The following is a 21,949-nucleotide window of genomic DNA, read 5'->3' as shown; positions in this document are numbered from 1 at the left end:
TTACAGAGGCTTGCGAGAGGTAAAAGCGTGGGCCAGGGTGCCGCCATCCACGTATTCCAGCTCGCCTCCAAGGGGCACACCGTGGGCGATGCGACTGACGGTGACGCCGTGGGGCTTGGCCCGCTCACTGATAAAGTGGGCGGTGGCCTCCCCTTCAACGGTGAGATTGGTGGCAAGAATCAACTCTTTTACTTCACCGCCTTGCAGTTGTTCCATCAATTGATTGATTCCCAGTTGCTCCGGGCCAACACCATCGATGGGTGACAGGTGGCCCATCAACACAAAATAACGCCCTCGGTAAGTGCCCGCCTGTTCAATGGCAAACAGATCGACGGGAGTTTCCAGTACGCACAGTTGGCTGGGGTCACGTCGCGGGCTATCGCAAATGGTGCAAAGCTCACTCTCTGCAAAGGTACGACACTGACGACAGCGCCCCACTCCTTCCATGGCAGCATCCAGGGCTTTTGCCAGGCGCGCGCCACCGGAGCGATTGCGTTCCAGCAACTGCAGCGCCATACGCTGGGCGGATTTGGGACCGACGCCAGGGAGCTGTCTCAGGGCGTCGATGAGTTCGTCAATCAGGCTTCCGAACAATTAAAACCTCCGGTTTTGGGAGATGAGAGATGGGAAACGAGAGACGTGGGACTGTGCTGAACCCATCTCCCGTCTCTCATCTTTCGTCTCCCATTTTAAAACGGCATTTTAAAACCCGGCGGCATTTGCATGCCGGCGGTCAGCTCTGACATTTTGTCTTTGCTGGCAGCTTCAACTTTGCGCACAGCATCGTTGATGGCTGCGGCCAACAGATCTTCCAGCATTTCTTTGTCTTCAGTTAATAAATCCGGGTCGATCTGCACTTTGCGCACATCGTGGCGACCAGTCATGGTGACCTTAACCATACCGGCACCGGACTGCCCTTCCACTTCCGCATTAGCCGCTTCTTCCTGCATTTGCTGCATGCGCTCCTGCATCTGCTGGGCTTGTTTCATTAAATCGTTCAGGCCTTTCATACTGTCTACCTCTGCCTTTCTTGGTAATTAGTCCAGCGGCTGCACGGTATCTTCCAGCAGCCGACCATTCAATTGTTCAGTTAAATCTTTTACCAAAGGGTCGTCACGCATGGTCTGTACAGCAGCGGCCATGCGCTCGGCCCGCAGACGTTCGCTGTGTTTACGCGGCGTATCACCAGTGACCGCCCCCACTTTAATGACAACACGGCAAGGGCTACCGCAATGTTGCTGCAGAGCATCCGCCAAACGCTGTTGTTGCCCTTCTTCGTAGAGCGAGCTGTACTCCTCATCGAGGATGAACTGAAAGTTATTGCCTTCCCTTGCGGTCACCACCAAATTGGCCGCCGTATTGCCAAGCACACCACCCAGCTTCAGCCGCTGGCAGATATCAATCCACTCTCCAGTCAACTCGCCACCGGCAGCGGGCTCAGGTTCTGATTCAACAGTCGTCAGCTGGCTGCTCTCTTGAACACTTTCCACTTCCTGCGAGTGTGGAATTGGTTCAGCTGGAATACTGCTGCCTGGGCTCTGCTCCTGAGCAAGCTGCTCCACAGGCTCAGCTGGGAGCTCAACGGGCTCAGGCTCAATGTCAGGAGTTGGGCTAAGGGGCTTTTTTACCGGGGGTTCCTCCCCGGTTTGCTGCTGAGCGGGTGGGCGCATTTCGCTGCTACCGGGCTTAAAGGCCAGCTGCCGCAACAGAGCCATTTCAAAACCACTGCGCGGGTCTGGCGACAGTGTCAGATCGCGACGCCCCAGCAAGGCAATCTGGTAAAGCAGCTGCACGGTTTCCCGCTCCATACGCTGGGCCACTTCGGTCACCTGCTGGTAGTCACCGTGGCGATTATCCAGCGCCTCCGGAACAGTCTGGGCGATGGCAACACGGTGCCAAAAGCCCAGCATATCCGCCAGTACCGCATTGTAATCCGGCCCCTGCTCCGCCATCCGCGCCACCACTGCCAGTGCCTGATCGCCATCATCGTCGGCAATGGCATTGCACAACTCCATCACCCAACTGCGGTCGATGGTGCCCAGCATGGCGTTGACTTCCGCCTCTGCCACGGTGCCACCGCCGTGGGCTATGGCCTGATCGGTAAGGCTGAGGGCGTCGCGCATACTGCCATCGGCAGAGCGCGCCAGCTGCCACAGGGCTGCGTCTTCAAAGGGTACGGATTCTTCGCCAAGCACAAACTTCAAGTGCTCGCTGATACGCTCCGGGCTGAGGTTTTTCAGATTGAACTGCAGGCAGCGGGAGAGAATCGTTACCGGCAGCTTTTGCGGGTCGGTGGTGGCCAGCAGGAACTTCACATGGGGGGGCGGCTCTTCCAGAGTTTTCAGCAAGGCGTTGAACGAGTGCGTGGAGAGCATATGCACTTCGTCAATCAGGTACACCTTAAAACGCCCGCGGGTAGGGGCGTACTGAACGTTTTCCAGCAATTCGCGAGTGTCTTCCACCTTGGTTCGTGACGCCGCATCCACCTCAATCAAATCGACAAAGCGGCCTTCAGCGATTTCCACACAGGCGCCGCATTCGCCACAAGGGGTAGAGCTGACACCCTGTTCGCAGTTAAGGCATTTAGCCAGAATCCGTGCAATGGTAGTTTTACCCACCCCACGGGTACCGGTAAACAGGTAGGCGTGGTGTAGCCGCTCGTTATCGAGAGCATTAATCAGCGCCTGCAGCACATGCTCCTGCCCCGCCATTTCACGAAAAATACGCGGGCGCCATTTGCGGGCGAGAACCTGATAGCTCATTTCATGCTCTTCTGTCTTCGATAAATGAAGCGAGCATTATAAGAGTTCAGGTGGCACTTGCCAGTGGATATTAGCGAGAGATGGGAGACGAGAGACGTGAGATGAAGAGCAAAATCAACGGCAATGAATAAGGACTTTACGTCTCTCATCTTCCGTCTCACATCTCACAAAAGGCATTCTATACAAGGAAATGGAGGCGACCCCCGCCAGCCACACCCCGGCACATGAATTCGCTGCTACCGTTGCTCCCTTCCGGGCCTGGCGGGGTTTACAGGTCGTCATTGCGAGGGGACCGACGGGGGCCACCATTGAGAGCGCGGCATTATGGGTGCTTTAAAGGGGCAAATCAAGAACCAGCAACGTGCATTATGCAAACCAAACCGTACAGCTACGGCGATGTTTTCTTAACCACCAGCCCATCCACATGTAACCGCCAATAGAGGTATACTCACCCTCCCTTCCAAAAACAAATAACACCATAACCAAAAGTAATTTCAAGGAGACTCAGGTGCCCAAATTACTCTCGACGCTGATCATGGTCGGCGCACTTCTCACCTCGCCCTGGACGCTGGCGGAAAAACGCCCCATGACTCTGGATGATATTGCCAGAGTGTCCCAGGTGACTTCCGTCGCCAGTTCCCCGGATGGGCAGTGGGTGGCTTATACCAAAGGCGTACAGCGTACCCCTTACAAAGACGATGACGGCCCCGACTGGGGCGAACTGCACATCAGTGATACCCAGGGCAACTCGCGTCCGTTTGTTTCCGGCAGCGTCAACGTAGCCGGCATTAAATGGTCTGCAGACAGCCAGCATCTCTACTATCTGGCAAAGCGCTATAACGACAAGTTTATTAGCCTCTACCGCATCCCTCTGGGGGGCGGCGAGTCTGTTCCTGTGTATACCCACACATCGGACATTATTGGCTACGACATCAACGGTTCTGGGGTCGCACTGCTGCTGACCACCGCCACAGCGCCAAAAGATCAGGAAAAACTGATCGCCAAGGGTTTCCAGCCGAAAGTGTATGAGGAACAACTGAAGTACAACCAGTTGTACCGCCTGAACCTCAACAACGAAGGTGCCAAAGCCGAACAAATCTCAGTGGAAGGCCATCTGATGCGTATCGCCTGGAACCCCAAAGGCGACAGCATCATCGCTAATGTGTCCCCCACTCCGCTGGTAGACGACACCTTGATGAAGCCCAAAGTGGTTATCCTCGGCAGCGATGGCAAAGTGCAGGCCACCCTCAATGGCGACGGCAAAGTAGGCAACGGGCACTGGGCACCCAATGGCAATGATGTGGCCTACATCGGTTCACAGGACACCCACGACCCTCGCGAAGGCATTGTCAAATATTACAAGAGTGGCAAAACCACAGAACTGCAACCGGGGTTATTGGCTCACACCCAGGATATTGAATTCCTGCCCGGCGGCGACCTGCTCGCCCTCAACCATATTGGTACCGGCAGCGAAGTGGTAATCCTCAACCCCGGCAAACCGGGCAAGGGTAAAAAACTCAATACCGGCAAGCGCATCGTGCGCTCTCTGTCGACCCCGAAAAAAGGTCGTGGTTTTGCCTTTGTTGCCGACGCACCCAACCACCCCCGCGAAGCTTTCTGGTATCAGGGCGGCAAGGTGACCCGCCTCAGCAACAGCAACCCCTGGTTGGATGACGTTGCTCTCGGCAAGCAGGAGAGCATTACCTGGAAAGCGGAAGACGGCACTGAAATTCAAGGTGTCCTGGTATACCCGCTGGATTACAAAAAAGGGCAAAAATACCCGCTGATTAACTTTGTTCACGGCGGCCCGGAAGCTCATATCTCCAACGGTTGGCACAGCCGCTATTCCGAGCCCGTCCACGTGTTCGCTGGCAAGGGCTATTTCAGCCTGTGGCCCAACTACCGGGGCAGCACCGGCCGTGGCGTGGATTTTTCCAAAGAAGGTCAGCACGCCTACGCCGATCCGGAATTCCTCGACATTGTCGCTGGTAAAGATTACCTGGTAGACAAAGGCATGGTAGACCCCACCAAGGTGGGCATTACCGGCGGTTCCTACGGCGGTTTCGCTACCGCCTGGAGCTCCACTGCGCTCAGCGAGCACTATCAGGCGGCAGTGATGTTTGTGGGCATTTCCAATCAACTGTCCAAGTTTGGCACCACAGATATTCCTAACGAGATGCACCTGGTACACGCCCGCGCCTGGCCCTGGGACGACTTCCAGTGGATGCTGGAACGCAGCCCCATCTACCACGCCCAAAAACACCGCACTCCCCTGCTGATCATGCACGGCGAAGCAGACCCACGAGTGCACCCGGCGCAATCCCTGGAAATGTATCGCTACCTGAAAACCCTGAACAACGCCCCGGTACGCCTGGTGTTGTATCCCGGCGAAGGTCACGGCAACCGCAAAGTAGGTGGCAAGTACGACTATTCCCTGCGCCTGCTGCGCTGGATGGATCATTACCTCACCGGCCCCGGCGGCAAACCCCCGGAGCAGGATTTGAAGCATGAGGAAAGGCTGGAAAAACCCAAACCGACGCCACTGGCCAGCACCCGAGAAGTTGGCGATTCCCATGAAAGCTGCTGCGGCCATCACTGATGATTGAAGGTTTGCAGTAGTGTTAATAAAAACGGCGGCCCTGTGGTCGCCGTTTTTATATCTGCACTGAAAGCACTAAAAAAACAAACCAGAACGGCCACAAACCTGTCTACCTTTGTTAGGATCACCCGTTATAAGCACAAATATTTATTCTGATTATTCCTTGGAGGGTGCGTGAATCTATCTCTATCGGCACAACGCCTTGTGCCTGCTGTTGCCGTTGCCCTATTGGTGTTACTCACTGCCTGCAGCGCTGGCGAAACCAATGTGGAGCGGGGTAACCGAGAGGGAATTCTCTATTGGGGTAATGGCACCGAACCCCAGGAACTTGACCCCCATATAACCACCGGCGTACCGGAGTCCTATATTCAGGAAGCGCTGTTCGAGCCCTTGGTAAACAGTCACCCGGAAACTCTGGAGCCAGCGCCCGGTGTCGCGCAGCGTTGGCAGGTCAGTGATGACGGCACCACCTACACATTTTATTTAAACCCCAAGGCGCGTTGGTCTGATGGCGAGCCGGTGACCGCCGAAGATTTTCGCTGGAGCCTGTGGCGCGCCATGCACCCCAAGCTGGGCAACCAGTACAGCTATATGTATTACCCCATCAAAAACGCCACGCCCTATCTGCGCGGTGACATCAGCAATTTTGATGAAGTCGGTATTCGCGTTATTGACTCCCACACTTTGCAAATTCAGTTGGAAAACCCCACGCCCTACTTTCTTGGCCTGCTCAGCCACCACAGTTATTACCCGGTACCTCGCAACGCTATCGAAGCTCACGGCGACCCATGGAAGCGCGGCAGCCATTGGACGCGACCCGGCAATATGGTCAGTAACGGTGCCTTTCAGTTATCGGAATGGAAGCTGTTTAACTATATTGCGGTGGATAAAAATCCTCACTACCACAAGGCAGATGAGGTTGCCCTTAACGGTATTCGCTTTCTGCCCACGGAAAACGTCACCACCGAGGAGCGAATGTTTCGCGCCAACCAGCTGCACTACACCTACGAATTACCCGCCGATAAAACCGAGTTCTACCGCACAAATGCACCGCAGCAATTGCGCAACCAGCCCTACCTCGGCACCTATTTTTATCGCCTTAATACCCGCATAAAGCCCTTGAATGATCCAAAAGTACGACGGGCGCTAGCGCTGGCTATAGACCGCCAGAAAATTGTTGAACGCATTACCAAACAGGGGCAATTGCCCGCGTACACCATTACGCCACCAAACACCGCCGGTTACAGTGCCGAGTCCAGCCTCATTTACGACCCTGAACGGGCTCGGGAGCTGCTGGCAGAAGCGGGATACCCCAACGGCGAAGGTATCGATTCTCTGGAAGTGCTTTACAACACCAAAGAAACTCACCGTAAAATTGCCGTGGCTGTTCAGCAAATGTGGAAAAAGGAGCTGAATATCAACATCATCCTGCGCAACGAAGACTGGAAGGTATATCTGGATTCGGAAAAACGTGGGAAATTTCAAATATCCCGCGCCTCCTGGATCGGTGACTATTTGGATCCCAATACCTTTCTGGATATGTGGATCAAAGACGGTGGCAACAACCGTACCGGCTGGCACAACCCGGAATACGATCGCCTGGTGCTGGAACAGGCACCCCAGGCCACCAGCCGCGAGGAGCGCCACAATCTGTTAATGAAAGCAGAAAAAATTCTTCTCGATGAAGTGCCAGCCATTCCCATTTACACCTACGCCACTCGTCACCTGGTAGATCCTTCTTTGAAGGGGTTTAGCTCGAACCTACTGGATCGCCCATTCTTCAGCCACTTTTACCTTGAACCCGAACCAAACCCTGACAGCGAGCAGTAATTAATGTTGCGATTTACCTTGATACGACTGCTCCAGGCCATACCGGTGTTGTTTGCAGTGGTGACTTTAACGTTCTTCCTGGTGCGCGCCGCCCCCGGTGACCCGCTAGCCTCCGACAAGGCTATGCCTCCGGAAGTGTACGCCGAGCTAACAGCCCTCTACGGGCTGGACAAACCTGTATGGCAGCAGTATGTCAGTTACCTTGGCAACCTGCTGCAAGGGGAGTTTGGCCCTTCTTTCAAATACGTGGGTCGCACGGTGAATGAACTGATCGCTGCCGGTTTGCCTGCCACCGCCGAGTTGGGTATTTACGCCATGTTGGTGGCGGTACTGATTGGTGTGAGCGCTGGGGTATTTGCAGCGCTGCGCCCCAACAGCGCCCAGGACTATGTGCCCATGTCAGTGGCCATGATGGGCATTTGCATGCCGTCCTTTCTGTTGGGGCCGCTGTTAGTTTTGGTATTCGGGCTGTGGCTGGACTGGCTACCGATTTCCGGCTGGGGGGTGATACCCGGCGATAAAATTCTACCCGCAATCACTCTGGGTGCCGCCTACGCCGCCTATGTAGCACGCCTGTCCCGCGGCGGCATGCTGGAGGTGATGTCTCAGGATTACATTCGCACCGCCCGCGCCAAAGGCTTGCCGGAATGGCGCATTGTCTTCAAGCACGGACTGCGAGGCGGCCTGATCCCGGTAGTTGCGTTTCTGGGGCCCGCTTTCGCCGGGTTGCTGTCCGGCTCCTTCGTTGTGGAAACCGTCTTCCAGATACCCGGCATGGGGCGTCTCTACGTTCAGGGCGCGTTTAATCGTGACTACACCTTGATTATGGGCACAACCGTACTGTTCGCCACCTTGATTATTGTTTTTAACTTGCTGTCAGACATTCTCTCGGTATGGCTCAACCCCAAACTGCGCCAGCAATATCAGGGGAGCAGCCAATGAGTACCACCACATCCACACTGCCCGCTGAAAAAGGCACCAGCCTGTGGCAAGACGCCTGGGTACGATTGGGCAAAAACCGTCTGGCACTGTTTGGCCTCGGGGTGCTTTCCCTGCTGGTCGTGGTATCTCTGCTGACGCCCTGGCTTGCCCCTTACCCTTACGACCTGCAGAATCTGGAACTGGGCGCCACCCCACCTTCATGGGATCACTGGTTGGGTACCGACACCTTTGGCCGTGACCTGCTCACCCGTATTCTGTACGGCGGCCGTGTATCGTTGGCCGTGGGGTTTGTGGCTACCGGCGTGGCGCTGCTTATCGGCGTGCTGTACGGCGCTATTGCTGGCTATGCGGGGGGCCGCATTGACGCTGCCATGATGCGCTTTGTGGATATTCTCTACGCACTGCCCTTTATGATTTTTATTATTTTGCTGATGGTGATATTCGGCAAAAATATTCTGCTGCTGTTTCTCGCTATCGGCGCGGTGGAGTGGCTGACCATGGCCCGCATTGTGCGAGGCCAGGTACAGAATCTCCGTCATCAGGAATTTGTGGAAGCGGCCACTGCCATCGGCCTGTCCCGCTGGGCGATCCTTCATCGCCATATCATTCCCAACACCCTGGGGCCGGTGATTGTTTACACCACTCTTACCATCCCCAATGTGATGTTGCTGGAAGCATTTTTGAGTTTCCTGGGCCTCGGCATCCAGCCACCAGAGAGTTCGTGGGGTCTGTTGATTAACTACGGCGTGGAAACCATGGAAGAATATCCCTGGTTGTTGATCTTCCCGGGGTTGGCACTTTCCATCACGTTATTTGCCTTGAATTTTCTGGGTGATGGTTTACGTGATGCGCTGGACCCGAAGGCAAGTAAGGATTGATTTCTCCATCCGGCATGAACAGAGGGTTGTCTGCTATGACACGCCGTAAATACATCCCTGTAGGCTCGTCGCCAGCATCCATGCTGGCGGCGGTCATAGCAGACAACCCTCTATTCATACCTTCGAGCTCCGCAATAGGGTCTTGGGCTGGTGAAGCTTTTCAGACCTTTGGCCGCAGGGATAGCGGCCAAGGAGCTTACAGGGAGGTATTCACAGCGTGTCTGAAAAGCTTTACCAGCCTAAGGCCCGGATATCCACGCAAAAACTATATAGAGCCACTATGTCTTTATTGGATGTAAAAAATCTCCGCACCTACTTCCACACCCGCAACGGTGTGGTGAAGTCGGTGGACGATGTCAGTTTTTCCATCGATCGTGGCGAAACACTCGCCATTGTCGGTGAATCCGGTTCCGGAAAATCCGTCAGCTGCTATAGCCTGCTCAATTTAATTCCACAACCGCCGGGGAAAATTGAAAGTGGCAGCGCCCTGTTTGATGGCCGCGATTTATTGCAAATGACTGCAAAAGAATTGCGTCAGGTGCGCGGCAACGAAATCGCCATTATTTTTCAAGACCCCATGACCAGCCTGACGCCGCACCTGACTGTGGGCGAACAGCTGATTGAGCCTCTACTGGAACACCGCGACATCACCCGCAGCGAAGCTCGCCAGCGAGCTATCGCCATGCTCGATGAAGTGGGTATTACCAATCCGGAACAACGCTACCATGACTATCCCCATCAGTTTTCTGGCGGTATGCGCCAGCGGGTAATGATTGCGATGGCATTGATTACCGAACCCAAACTGTTGATATGCGACGAACCTACCACGGCGCTGGACGTTACCGTACAGGCGCAAGTGTTACAGTTGATTCACCAGCTGCAACAACGCCACAACATAGCCGTGTTGTTTATCAGCCACGATTTGGCGGTGGTGTCAGATATTGCCGACAACGTGGCAGTTATGCAGAAAGGAAAAGTGGTCGAACAGGGGTCGAAACAAGATATTTTTGAACAACCTCAACACCCTTATACCAAACAACTACTGGCGGCCATTCCCCATGGGGGCAAACAAAATGCGCCATCTATCGATAATGTTCCGCTGGTTAGCGGCCGAAATTTGCAGGTGGCGTTTGCCGGTGCAAAGCAACAATGGACGACCGCAGTAAACGGCGTCAGCCTGGATATTCATCGCGGTGAAATATTGGGATTAGTGGGAGAATCCGGTTCAGGAAAGTCCACCACTGGGCGTGCACTGCTGAAACTGATTTCTGCCAGTAACACCAAAATTGGCGGCCAGATCAGCTATCAGGGTGAGGAAATCCAGGGGCACGACAATCGTCAAATGCTGCCTTTGCGGCGGCGTATGCAAATGATCTTTCAGGATCCTTACGCGTCCCTGAACCCACGTATGACGGTATTTGACACGTTAGCAGAACCCCTGCTCTACCACAGTTTGGCAACTCGCAAAAACGTTACGGAAAAAGTGCTTGCACTGATGGACGATGTGGGGCTGGCCAGAGCCTTTGTGCGCAAGTACCCTCACGAATTTTCCGGCGGCCAGCGCCAGCGCATTGCCATTGGCCGTGCCATCGCTACCGACCCGGAATTTATTGTCGCAGACGAACCTGTCTCCGCTTTGGATGTGACCATACAGGCGCAGATTCTGGAATTGATTTTACAGCTCAGTCGAGACAGGCAATTGACCATGCTATTTATTTCTCACGACCTGTCAGTGGTGCGAGTGCTCTGCGACCGGGTGGCGGTAATGTACCAGGGGGAAATTATTGAAAGCGGAAAAACCGAACAGCTGTTTAACCAACCGAAAACCGATTATTGCCGACGGTTATTGGCGGCAGTGCCAAGTGCTCTGGTAACCAATGAATGAGCAAAAAGAGTGAACAGGCTTAAACCACTTGGGAAAAACGCTGCCAGCTTTCCACCGCCAACAACTCTTCGATGGGGAACGGCGCTGATATAACATAGCCTTGAATGTAATCCACACCTACTTCTTTTAGAAGTTCTACAGTTTCTGCATCTTCCACCCACTCGGCGACCGTTTCCATACCCAGAGCGTGACCAATATCGTGCACAGATTTCACGATGGAATAATTTACCTCGTTTCCAACCATATCCTTCACAAAGGAGCCATCGATTTTTACGGCGTCTACAGGCAGCTGCTGTAAATAGGCAAAAGACGACATACCGCTGCCGAAGTCATCCAGAGATATCCCTTCACAACCCAGTATTAAAAACTTCTCAATAAAACTGCTGGTCACAGCAAAATCTTTGACCGCTGAAGTTTCTGTCACTTCAAAGTGCAGGTGTTGCATATAATCTGGATACTGTTCGCAATTTTTGGTCACCAATTCCAGAATCTCTGTATCACCCAATGACGTGCCCGACAGGTTGATACAAAACACCGGATTATGTTCGGCAATATAATCGGTGTGCTGTGCCATAAACTGGAAAATCTTATTGACCACACAACTGTCAATCAATGTGATCTGCTTAAAGCGTTCCGCCGCGGGCAAAAAAGCACCCGGCGGGATGAGTTCACCATTGTCATCTTTCAAACGCACCAACACTTCATAGCGGGGTCTGTCGTCCGATGGCTTGAGTGCCACGATGGGTTGCACAAACAGGCAAAACCTGTCTTTTTCCAGCGCTCTGGTGATTCTCGACACCCAATGCATTTCATTGTGTCGGGTGGAGGCCTCTGAAGCCTGCTCCTGATAAAGGTGAATATGCTTGCTGGCCTCTTCTTTGGCGGAATAACAGGCCACATCTGCCTTGCCCATCAAGTCTTCCACACCACTGCCACCATCATCGACTCTCACTACGCCGATACTTGCCCCCACATCAAAAAACAACTCATTCCAGGTAAAACGGAAGCCCTGCATGATGGCGGTAATTTTTTCAGCCACTTTCATGGCAGCGTCCACATCGCAACCCCAGAGAATTACACCAAATTCATCACCGCCAAGACGACCAACAATGTCACTGCTGCGCACGGCTTCGTTAAGAATACGGGTGACCTGTTTTAACAGCTCATCTCCGGCCACATGACCGCAGGTGTCGTTGACAATTTTGAACTGGTTGAGATCGATGTACATCAGGGTATGAACCAGAATTCCGTTGGCGGCACTGAGCACAGCGGCGTTCAGTTCCTGTTCAAAAGCTCCACGATTGATCAGCCCGGTCAGGTCGTCGTGGTAGGCCATATAAGCGAGTTCTTTCTCCGCTTTTTTGCGTGCAGTAATGTCGCGGCTGTAAATATTGATATAGGGAGAACCGGCAACCGGAATAATCAATAACAGAAAGCAGCGGCCTGCCGACTCTACTTCCACTTCCTGGTTGCGGCCAGTACGGCGCAGGTCTTCGAACAACAGCTGCCAGGTTTCCGGCACCCTGTCTCCCTGAGCGATATCCCAGTGATTTAACAAGTAGGTGGCCGGTTTATTGGCGTAGACCACACGGTGTTGTTCGTCGATACGCAGTACTGCTTCCGGGTTTTCTTCAGGCAGGCGCGCCAGTACCGATATCTCCGCTTCGGCACGTTTTAATTCGCTGATATCGGTACGGATAAAAATGAACTCGACAATTTCCCCGTGGCGGTTTTGCTTGGGGATAATAGTGGTGATGGACCAAAACTTTTCACCATTTTTGCAGTCCAGGCAGACTTCTCCTTTCCAGGTTTCGCCGCTGTTTATCAATTGCCATACTTTTGCGTAGGCGTCTCTGTCGTGTTCCGCGGAAAAAAGTACTGAACGGGGTTTACCAACAAGCTCATCACGCTGGTAACCGAGCACCTCACAGAACCGATCCGATACCTGCCGAATAACACCATCGGTATCTATAATACTCACCATGGCGTGTTCATTGAGCACGTACTGCTGGAAGTCCGCTTGTTCCTGGGATGCGTCGAGTTTGCGCGAAGTGCGATATATACCTTTTAGCAGATAGATAACTACTCCACTGAGGAAAATTGCCCCCAACAGAGCCGCAATACGCAGCAGCCCGATGCGTTGCTCTGAAGCCTGGCGCTTTTGCAATAAAAAGCGCTCTATCTGATCAAATGCTGCTTCCAGACGATGCTCATAAATCTCGACCGTCAAATCGTCAAGGACGCCCTGAGAATCAATTATTTTTTCCGAATAAGCAGCCAGCAAATTAAGGTCTTCTTCGTGGCTACCGAAGCGTTCCCGCAAGCTATTGAGTGCTTTCAGGTCGCCCCGCACACTATCTGCACTTTGATCACTGTTTACAAACAACGAGGTGGACATCGCCAATTTTTTAGCCAGCAGTAACAGTTCAACACTCGTCGCATCACCGGAATTCGCGTGCTCTTCCAGGTTTTGCAATGTGCCCAGAGTCAGCGTTGGATAGTGGTGCCAGGTTAATCGCATCACCGAATTGTGAAATTTAAAATCTTCAATACGCTGCTCTTTTCCTGACAAAGCCGCCCTGAAATTTTGCAGGCGACCAGCACTGTTCTCTATCGTTTCAACCTGCCTGGCAAACTCCGTGGCTTTTCCCTGCAGGTTATTGAGGTAACTAATCAGCGGATCGTAGTTGGCAGAGATGCCGATGTAGTTGCGCCCTACTTCTTCGTTGAGCTGACCATTCATGGTGCGCAGCTCCGCCAAGCTGGCCAAAAGGCGGTCGTCCTCATCCACATTGGCCGCCAGTGCCACCCAGATCAGTACAAAAATCGCACACAGCGAGAGTGCAAACAATCCGCGATTAACAATCACTGCACAGGCTCCGGTTTTTTACCGGTGAGGGATTTGAGAAATTCGACGATCAGTTCTGCCTCATCATCGGGGATGTCTCGCCCCAGTTGGTAGTAGCCCATGGCGGTAACTGCTTTTTTCAGGCTTTGGGTACCGCCGTTATGAAAATAGGGGGCGGTCTTTTCTACATTTCGCAAGCTAGGTACCCGCATCACATAGCGATCAGATTCCACGCCGGTAACGTTAAAACGCCCCAGATCAAACTCATTGGCCGGCACCACAGACTGATAAGGCTTCACGAACACGCCAAAGCGAGCGAACATATTGCCACCTACATTGATGCCCTGATGGCAGGCAATACAGCCGTAATCCACAAACAGTTTTAACCCCTGCTTCTGGCGTTCACTGATGGCGTTATTGTCGCCGCGCAGGTAATGATCGATGGGCGCGTCCGGAGTAATCAGGGTGCGTTCGTATTCCACAATGGCGTCACTGACTGTGTGCTCATCAATAACGCCACCGTAAAGCGCTTTAAATTGTTGCTGGTAATCCTGGCGGCTGCGCACGTATTGCAAGGCTACAGACCAGCCAGCCCCCATGTGGCGCTCGTTATCCATAACCATATCGATTTGGTCTTTAGGGGTGGCCGCAGCGCCATTCCACAGCAGCCGAAAATTGAACACAGCGTTAAATACCGTCAGGGTGTTCATATCGTCGAAGCCACCGCGAATATCGATGGACTTCGCCATTCCATCGGCACCCCATTGTTCCAGCACATGGCAGGTACCGCAGGCAGCACGTCCTGCAGCCAGACCCGTGTCGTGAAACAGGGCTTGCCCCAGCAGGGCTTTTTCCCGGTCTACGGGGAGCGATTGCGGCAGGGGCTTGATGTAATTGAGGTAAAGAGCGCCTTCAGAACCCGCACCAGGATCGGCTTCTTGGGCAAGGCACAAACCACTTGTCAGCGGCGTCAGACAGATTGCCAGCATGACAACAAAAGCGCGGGCACAGAATTGGTTTTTTATCATTATTCTTCCTTCTGCAATGAGCTGTGGCCGCTATTCAGCCATTCTCATCGACAAACTTCTCCAGAGGCTCCAGCACCCGGCGATTGGCACTGAATTTACCACCAAAACGCTTAATACCCTCTTCGCGCATCCCATTGGCCGGGCCATCAAAATAATCGTTAAGGGCGGCACGGCTATCGACAAAGTAATGCACTGTCCAACACTCACCGTCGCCTCCTGCTTCATCGGCATCCCGCTGATAGAATTTAGCGGCCTGAAAACCGGAATTCTTTAGCATTTCTTCAATATGGGATTGCAGCCAGATTCGGTATTCTGAGGCAATGTCCCGACTCACGGTGAGATTTACTTCATAGATCAGCATAGCGCGACTCTCATTTGTTATAACCAATCGGTCAATTGGAAACCAATGCCGATGGTTTCGTGCTTCACATTATAGTCAATCAGGCTTTCCCCATAGCCGTTAAAGTACTTCATGTAGCCCTGCAGGCGGTCGTTGATGGGGAAACTCCAGCCCAGTTCATAGGCTCCTTCAGCGGTAATCGGATCGCGTATCATCAAGCTGATGCTATGGCCGCCGCGGTCGTAAACCCCCTGCCACTCGAAATGGCCGAGAAAATCAGTGATATCCGGGTTGTCGTCACCGGTTGTTTCCAACGGGTCTGTTTTCAAGGCTTCCGGCAGGCGGTACCAGGGCTTAACGGAGAACGCAAAGTTGTCACCGTATTCGAAAATAAAATCCATCATCAAACGGTTCCAGCTGCGGGAAAACGGCACATTGCGGCCATTGGACTGGTGATTGAAAATAAACTGGTTGGAAACATTGCGCAGCTTGCCCCATTGCCAATCGTTGTAGAACGACACAATCATTTCCGGCTCATGGTTGGTCTCCCGGAATGGCGCCGACAGCTCGCTGTTGTACACCTGCCAGAAAGAGCGATTTGTATAAGCAAAACTGAGGTTGCCGTTTTCCCCAAACACCTCTTTTAGCAGTGGTACCTCGCGAAACAAACCGCGATACAGGGGAATCTTGAAGCTCATCTGGAACTGGGCTTCTACATCGTCCAGCTCTCCCTCCTGAACATTGACCGATTCATCAATGCCGCCGTTGTAAACACCGGTGAGGAAATAGGTGGGGCGATGGGCAATCAAGGCGAAGGGGTTATCGGAAGCGGATATTTCATGGGCAATACGGCGTTTCAAGGCCGTGTTTGCCTGTGTTTCAGAGAGCTGAAATTGCTCCTCGATAAGAAAGGTACGCTGGCATTGTTCTCGTAATTGGCCAACAGTGGTGTCGTCGCTGGCAGTTACCAATGCTCTGGCCATACATTCCTGCAATTGCTGGTCAGAATCAGTGAGTTCCCCCCCGTAACTCTGCTGAACAAAAGAAGTAGCCAGTAGTAACAACCAGATTTTTAAATGCTTTTCCATGGACTCTCTATCCGCGAAGTGTAAACTGGCGAAGTGTACCACTGAGGCCAAGCAATGACCGCTGCACCTGTAATTTCCATAGAAGAATTTCAACGCCATTCCGATAGCAACTGGATAGTTTTTGATTGCCGTTTTAATCTGGCAGACACCGAAGAAGGTCAGTTGGCTTACAATGACGGCCATATACCCAGCAGCCACTATCTTCATCTGGACAATCACCTCTCTGGCGCCAAAGCAAAGCACGGTGGCCGTCACCCCCTGCCAAGCCCAGAACAATTTGCCACCACCATGACCGGCTTTGGCGTCAACCGAGATACCACCGTAATCGCTTACGACGACAACAGATTCGCTTACGCCTCGCGGCTCTGGTGGCTATTACGCTATTTTGGCCACACTGAGGTTTATGTTCTCGACGGCGGGTATAGCGGTTGGCGCAAACAGGGCTTACCTATATCGAAAGAAGCCTCGGTAGTTCAGGGGGAAGGAAATTTTAAAGCCCAGCCGCAAACGGGCTGGACAGTGGACTACAAGAATATTTGTGAGCAGCTCGAAAACCCACGGCGACTATTGATCGACTCCCGGGAAACGCCTCGCTATCAAGGATTACAAGAACCCATCGACCCCATTGCCGGGCATATACCCGGCGCCGCCAACTTTCCCTGGCAGGAAGTCACCGACGAGCACGGCTTTGCCCGCTGCCCCAGCCATCAGAAGCAACGCTTGTCGTTGCTAAAAGAAGATAAGGAAATTGTGGTGTACTGCGGCTCCGGAGTCACCGCCTGCGTCAACCTGCTGGCAATGGAAATGGCGGGCATCCATGACGCCAAACTCTACCCGGGGAGTTGGAGTGATTGGTGTTCGTACGAAACATAGCTTCGAACGGCGCGCTACGGGCTACGCGGTGGATGTAGGTCGCCCTTTAGGGCGTCAAGTAAAACGCATCAGCGCCCCAATTTGTCGGTCTGAAGACCGACCTACAGGATACATTCGATGAATTACGCTCGATCTGCTCGCAGCCCGGAGCCAGCAGCTCGCGGCCTATATCAACCCCACTGAATCTTCACCCCGGTACCATCCAGCTCAATATCACAATCGGGGTTTTTCGCCAGATATTGCTGCTGCTCTGCCTCGGCGTAGTAGAACTCAGGAGCCATTTCCACCGCAGTGGTGATATCGCCAAAGCCTTTCTCAGCCAGTCGCTTTTGATAGTGTGCCAGGCTTTCCTCAGCCTGTTGCAGTTGGTCGTTATCAAAGCAAAAAATCGCCGAGCGGTACTGGGTTCCCACATGCTCCCCCTGGCGCATTCCTTGAGTGGGGTTGTGGCATTCCCAAAAAATTTTCAGCAGGCGCCGATAGCTGATCTCGGAAGAATCGAAGGCCACCAACACCACTTCCGTATGGCCGGTTTGCGAGCTGGCGACTTCTTCGGCATTGGGATTGGGAGTATAACCACCGGCATAGCCTACGGCAGTGGCGTAGATGCCATCCTGTTGCCAGTAGAGAAATTCCGGCAACCAGAAAGGGCCCATGGCGAACATGGCCTGTTCAATACCCAGGGGGAACGGGGTCTGCATATCATTGCCGGTCACATAGTGCTCATCGGGCACGGCCACCGCTGTAGTTCGCCCCGGCAGCGCCGAACTGGCACTGACCATCTGCTGTTTGTGGCGATCATTTTCCATCGTTTAGCACTCCTTACCGAAAGCGTTTTGCCTCCCGATAAAACGCCTCGGTGTATTGGGGTTGTTCCCCATAGCAAACCTGTTCGTACAATGTCAGCGCCATCAAGGCATTGTTGCCATTGGCCACTTTCTCGGTCAAGCGCTCGGCTTGCAGCCGTTGCCGGTAAGCCCTTGGCCCCTCACCGTGGTGTCTTGGCCAACCCGCCTTGGCCAATTTGCTGCACAGGCTTTCAAACAAACGCTGCAACGGTGTGCGACGGCGGGCCTGTAAGCTGCCGCGCAGCAACCAAAGCAACACGGCGCCAATCACCAGCGCACCGGTGGCCAGTAACAGCAGGCCTATACTGCGCCAGCTAACTTCCCCCAACCAACGTTGCAACAGCGACTTTTGTTGACTCTGGTAGCCCAAAACCCAGGTACTCCAATAGTAGTCCAAGGCATCCAGTTGCAGCCGCAGTTGGTTTAACAGGTCAATATGACGAAACCGCGACAGGGAAAAGCCACCTTCAGTCAATGCACTCTGGCTGTTGCTGAAAAAGCTCTCTGCCCCCTGCTCTATCCGCTCCGGCGCCACGGCGGCAGTCGGGTCTACCCGCACCCAGCCTTTGGCCGGCATCCATACCTCTGCCCAGGCGTGGGCATTGTATTGGTGTACCAGCAAGTAACCATCTGGATGCCGCTCCGCCCCCTGATAACCGGTAACCACCCGTGCTGGCACACCACCAGCGCGCATCAGGAATACAAAGCTGCTGGCAAAGTGCTCGCAAAACCCCCGCTGGCTCTGCCACAAAAACTCATCCACGCTGTGGGTGCCCAAGAGTGGCGGCTCCAGGGTGTAGCTGAAATCCTGGTTAAACCACTGCAGCACTCTCTGGATATAGGCTTCTTCGGTCACCGTTTCCGTGCGCCACTGGCGGGCCCGCTGCCTTGTCTTGGGGTTATAACCAACGGGAATTTCCAGAACTTTACGGCGCTGCCATGGTACCAATGTATCGGCAAAGTAGCGGTATTGGGGCCACCAGCTGACCGAATAGTGCTTTTTGGTACTTATCGGCTGCTCACTTACCAGTCGCATTTCCCGTGTAAGCCCCACATCCAAATCAGTGGATTCCGGGGCTGGCAAAGCAAATAACCAGGGCCTTTGTGTGGGTTCCATAATCAGTGTGTAACCACGTCGCTGGCCGCTCTTTTCGATACGCTCTTGCCAATGTTGGCCTCGCTGAGTAGAGGTGTTTCCGCCCCAGATGACATGGGCGCCATCACGAAAGTTCACCGGATCCATCTGACTCCAGCGGCGGCCATCAAAGTGAGTCAGTATCGGCCCGCGCCAGTAGAGCAGTTGGGCCGGTGGCGGAGTGCCATCATCAAAAGCCACCCGAAACGCCAGATCGCCATTTTTACCTAACCGGGAGAAGTCCCCAGGGGACATTTCGCCACTCACCCCGGTAGACGCCTGTTGCTGGCCGGGCACGCCCCAGAATGCCGGCAAACGGGGCAGCACCAAAAACAACACCAACATCAGCGGCAGAGATTGCAACAGCATTGCCCCACTGCGCTGTAACGGCGACCAGCTACTGCCCCGCCCTTCAGCCCGCTGGTAGATTCCAGTCAGTGCGGCGGTTACCAACAACACACAAAACAAAGTGTAAACAGCAACGGCGATGGTTTGTTCGTAGAGCAGCTGCAATACCGCGGTGAAATAACATACGAATACCAGCTTGATGCCATCTCGGCGATGGTGCATCTCCAACAACTTAAAGCCGGCAGCACTCACCAGCAGAGTGGTGAGGGGCTCCAGGCCGGTAAAGCGCTGAAAGGAAACCACCATCCCTGCCATGGTGGCCAGCAGCAAAAACACTTTGGCCCAGCGGCCAGGGTAGCGCCACAGTCCCCTGTGCACCTGTAGTCGCCACAGGAAGTTGACCGTCAGCAACAGCAAAATCCACACCGGCAAAGCGGCAGATAGGCCCACGGCAATGGCAGCCTGCGCGCACAGCAACCACACCAGTCCAGAGCGGGGCATTTGCCACTGGGGAGTCATATCATCCCCTCGTGGCTGTCAATCTCAAACAGAGCCAGCTGGCGCAACACTTCCTGACGTTGGCTATCACCCCGCCCCAGAGGCACTTCAACGCCGGGCAATTGCAGGCCGTATTCAACTTGTTGGGGAGCGAGCTCCACTACCCGCGCGCACAAACGTGACAGGCGCGCCTCACGATCCAAGCCTGGGTAATCCTGCCAGCGCAACCACAGGCGCTCATCAATGGCGTCGGCATACTCCTTACCCAACAGCCCGCGCTCACGGGCGTAGTGTTTCCAGGACAGGTGTTGTAATGGCATTCCCTGTTGATACTTTTTGAAGCCAGCAAAATCATCACTGCCCACGGTGGCCTGCTTTTGCCCCGCCGCGCCAGTTGCCGGAGCAGAGGCTACCGCGCTTCCTGATAGTGGTTGCGGGTACACCAAACCGCAGCAGTTGAGATCCAGGTAGGTCCACACTCGCAGCAGGCCGACCGGATAACGACTTTCTACCGTCACCCTCCCTGGCCGCAGCCAGCCCCTGTCGCGAGTATCCAGCGGCACCAGTACGTCCTGACGCTTACTGTCCAACAGGTTCAGCACCTGGTGATCACCGCGACCAAAGTGAAAGGCTATGTCCTGACGTTGACGTTTGTCGGCGCAACAGGCCGCTATTCGAAACAACATGCGTTGACCGGCAAATACCGGCTCGGCGGCGACAAAGGAAATTTCCAGCCCCGCCAGGTTGGCGTAACTGTGCAGAATGGCGGTGATAAACAGAGAACTCAGCAAGCAGGCAATGGCAAAAATCGGACTGTTTTCATAATTTGTAGCCAGAAGCCAAAGTATTGCGATTAAGCCCAGAAAGCCCCAACCGGCCTTGGTGGGCAAAATAAACAGCCGTTGCTGATTAAGGCGGATACGCCGTGCCGCAGGTAAGCGCTGGTTTAACCAGTGGGCGAAGTGACGGCGGATAAAACCCGGTGCTGTCATAGCTGTGAACTCTTAGACAATATCCACACTGTCGAGCAGCTTTTCTACCAATTGGCTACCGGGTATTCCCGCCAGCTCGTTGCTGCCTCGCAGGCGATGGCCCAGCACCGCTTCTGCAACCTGCTGAAGGTCTTCGGGAATCACATAGTCGCGCCCTTCCAATAGCGCCCAGGCGCGGGCACTGTGCAACCAGGCCAGAGAGCCACGGGGAGACACACCAAACTCAAACCCCGGTTCACTGCGGGACTGGCCGGTGAGCCGCTGCAGGTAGTCCAGCAAGCTGGCAGAGGCTTTTACTTGTTCTACTTGCTGTTGCAATTGCAGCAGCTCCGACAGCTCGATCACCGGCTGCAAGTCTTTTAGCAGTGACCGTGGGTTCAGACCACTGAGCAACTTGCGCTCCGCCGCCTGATCCGGGTAGCCCAGCGACAGGCGCATCAAGAACCGATCCAGCTGGGATTCCGGCAGTGGGAATGTTCCGGATTGATGAGTCGGATTCTGGGTGGCAATCACAAAGAATGGCGTTGGCAGTTCGCGGGTTTCCCCCTCAATTGTTACCTGCTGCTCGGCCATGGCTTCCAGCAGTGCACTCTGAGTTTTTGGGGTGGTGCGGTTGATTTCGTCCGCCAGAAGCAGTTGATTAAAAACAGGGCCTGGGTGGAAGCGGAACTGTTCGCTGTCGCGGTTGTACACCGATACACCGAGAATATCCGCTGGCAGTAAATCGCTGGTAAATTGAACGCGGCTGAAATCCAGTCCCAGCACAGCCGCCAGGGTATGAGCCAGGGTGGTTTTACCCATACCGGGCAAATCCTCAATCAGCAAATGACCGCGAGCCAGCAGACAAGCCAACGCCAGACGAATCTGGGGCTCTTTGCCCATCAGCACCTGTCCTACGGCATCGACGATTTTATCGGTAACGGGTTTCATTGAGGTTTTTCCTTATTCTTATTTAGTCTTGCAGAGAAGGATATGTGACTTTGCTGACACGCCGTTAATACATCCCTGTAGGCTTGTTGTCAGCATCCCTGCTGACAACAGTCAGAAAAGTCACA

Annotated in this window: 17 protein-coding genes and 1 other RNA gene; 6 read left to right on the top strand and 12 right to left on the bottom strand. The window is 53.9% G+C overall.

The genetic code is table 11. The annotated features are described in order from the left end of the window. From recR to ffs, 4 genes are all read right to left on the bottom strand, one after another. Window positions 1-594 (bottom strand): recombination mediator RecR, encoded by a 594-nt coding sequence (gene recR / locus QSV34_RS07255; protein ID WP_289153291.1) that lies wholly within the window; start codon window positions 592-594, stop codon window positions 1-3. A gap of 95 nt (window positions 595-689) precedes the next feature. Continuing rightward, window positions 690-1,010: a YbaB/EbfC family nucleoid-associated protein gene (locus tag QSV34_RS07250; RefSeq protein ID WP_289153289.1), complete on the bottom strand. Its 321-nt coding sequence runs from the start codon at window positions 1,008-1,010 to the stop codon at window positions 690-692. A 27-nt stretch (window positions 1,011-1,037) separates the two neighbouring features. After that, the gene (dnaX, locus tag QSV34_RS07245) at window positions 1,038-2,762 is read right to left on the bottom strand and encodes a DNA polymerase III subunit gamma/tau (RefSeq protein ID WP_289153287.1); all 1,725 of its coding nucleotides are present in this window, start codon (window positions 2,760-2,762) and stop codon (window positions 1,038-1,040) included. A gap of 201 nt (window positions 2,763-2,963) precedes the next feature. After that, window positions 2,964-3,060, bottom strand: an RNA gene (gene ffs / locus QSV34_RS07240) — signal recognition particle sRNA small type. 210 nt (window positions 3,061-3,270) lie between these two features. On the opposite strand from ffs, the gene QSV34_RS07235 reads away from it, so the two are divergent. The 5 genes from QSV34_RS07235 to QSV34_RS07215 all read left to right on the top strand — a co-directional run bounded on the left by QSV34_RS07235 (window position 3,271) and on the right by QSV34_RS07215 (window position 10,896). Then, the gene (locus QSV34_RS07235; RefSeq protein WP_289153285.1) at window positions 3,271-5,361 is read left to right on the top strand and encodes a S9 family peptidase; all 2,091 of its coding nucleotides are present in this window, start codon (window positions 3,271-3,273) and stop codon (window positions 5,359-5,361) included. A 174-nt stretch (window positions 5,362-5,535) separates the two neighbouring features. Then, window positions 5,536-7,191, top strand: a complete 1,656-nt coding sequence (locus QSV34_RS07230; RefSeq protein ID WP_289153283.1) for a peptide ABC transporter substrate-binding protein — start codon at window positions 5,536-5,538, stop codon at window positions 7,189-7,191. A 3-nt stretch (window positions 7,192-7,194) separates the two neighbouring features. After that, a complete protein-coding gene (locus tag QSV34_RS07225; RefSeq protein ID WP_289153280.1) occupies window positions 7,195-8,133 on the top strand; it encodes an ABC transporter permease in 939 nt (312 codons plus the stop codon). Then, window positions 8,130-9,011 carry an ABC transporter permease gene (locus tag QSV34_RS07220; protein WP_289153278.1) on the top strand — a complete coding sequence of 294 codons (882 nt, stop codon included), beginning with the start codon at window positions 8,130-8,132 and terminating at the stop codon, window positions 9,009-9,011. The genes QSV34_RS07225 and QSV34_RS07220 overlap by 4 nt, the downstream gene beginning before the upstream one ends. Before the next feature lie 280 nt (window positions 9,012-9,291). Then, a complete protein-coding gene (locus QSV34_RS07215; protein ID WP_289153276.1) occupies window positions 9,292-10,896 on the top strand; it encodes an ABC transporter ATP-binding protein in 1,605 nt (534 codons plus the stop codon). A 19-nt stretch (window positions 10,897-10,915) separates the two neighbouring features. On the opposite strand, the gene QSV34_RS07210 is transcribed toward QSV34_RS07215, so the two are convergent. The 4 genes from QSV34_RS07210 to QSV34_RS07195 are packed head-to-tail and all read right to left on the bottom strand — an operon-like array spanning window position 10,916 to window position 16,200. Beyond that, on the bottom strand, window positions 10,916-13,765 hold the full coding sequence (locus QSV34_RS07210; RefSeq protein ID WP_289153274.1) for an EAL domain-containing protein: 2,850 nt from the start codon (window positions 13,763-13,765) through the stop codon (window positions 10,916-10,918). After that, a complete protein-coding gene (locus QSV34_RS07205) occupies window positions 13,762-14,772 on the bottom strand; it encodes a cytochrome-c peroxidase (RefSeq protein WP_289153272.1) in 1,011 nt (336 codons plus the stop codon). Before QSV34_RS07205 ends, QSV34_RS07210 begins: the two co-directional genes overlap by 4 nt. Window positions 14,773-14,806: 34 nt before the next feature. Next, a complete protein-coding gene (locus QSV34_RS07200) occupies window positions 14,807-15,133 on the bottom strand; it encodes a DUF4286 family protein (RefSeq protein WP_289153271.1) in 327 nt (108 codons plus the stop codon). 17 nt (window positions 15,134-15,150) lie between these two features. Next, window positions 15,151-16,200, bottom strand: coding sequence for a phospholipase A (locus tag QSV34_RS07195; protein WP_289153269.1), 1,050 nt, complete (start codon window positions 16,198-16,200; stop codon window positions 15,151-15,153). A 54-nt stretch (window positions 16,201-16,254) separates the two neighbouring features. On the opposite strand from QSV34_RS07195, the gene QSV34_RS07190 reads away from it, so the two are divergent. Next, window positions 16,255-17,073, top strand: a complete 819-nt coding sequence (locus tag QSV34_RS07190) for a sulfurtransferase (protein ID WP_289153267.1) — start codon at window positions 16,255-16,257, stop codon at window positions 17,071-17,073. Window positions 17,074-17,243: 170 nt separating this feature from the next. On the opposite strand, the gene msrA is transcribed toward QSV34_RS07190, so the two are convergent. The 4 genes from msrA to QSV34_RS07170 are packed head-to-tail and all read right to left on the bottom strand — an operon-like array spanning window position 17,244 to window position 21,824. Next, window positions 17,244-17,882, bottom strand: coding sequence for a peptide-methionine (S)-S-oxide reductase MsrA (gene msrA / locus QSV34_RS07185; protein WP_289153265.1), 639 nt, complete (start codon window positions 17,880-17,882; stop codon window positions 17,244-17,246). Window positions 17,883-17,895: 13 nt separating this feature from the next. Next, entirely contained in the window at window positions 17,896-19,923 is a 2,028-nt protein-coding gene (locus tag QSV34_RS07180) for a transglutaminase TgpA family protein (RefSeq protein WP_289153263.1), read from the bottom strand. Further along, window positions 19,920-20,894: a DUF58 domain-containing protein gene (locus QSV34_RS07175; protein WP_289153261.1), complete on the bottom strand. Its 975-nt coding sequence runs from the start codon at window positions 20,892-20,894 to the stop codon at window positions 19,920-19,922. Before QSV34_RS07175 ends, QSV34_RS07180 begins: the two co-directional genes overlap by 4 nt. Before the next feature lie 12 nt (window positions 20,895-20,906). Further along, window positions 20,907-21,824 carry an AAA family ATPase gene (locus QSV34_RS07170; protein ID WP_289153259.1) on the bottom strand — a complete coding sequence of 306 codons (918 nt, stop codon included), beginning with the start codon at window positions 21,822-21,824 and terminating at the stop codon, window positions 20,907-20,909. Window positions 21,825-21,949: the final 125 nt, after the last annotated feature.

This window comes from Porticoccus sp. W117 (genome assembly GCF_030341905.1).
In the GTDB taxonomy this organism is placed as follows: domain Bacteria; phylum Pseudomonadota; class Gammaproteobacteria; order Pseudomonadales; family Porticoccaceae; genus SCSIO-12696.
The sequence above is the reverse complement of the archived record's forward strand: the minus strand, read 5'-3'. Positions and strand labels throughout refer to the sequence as shown.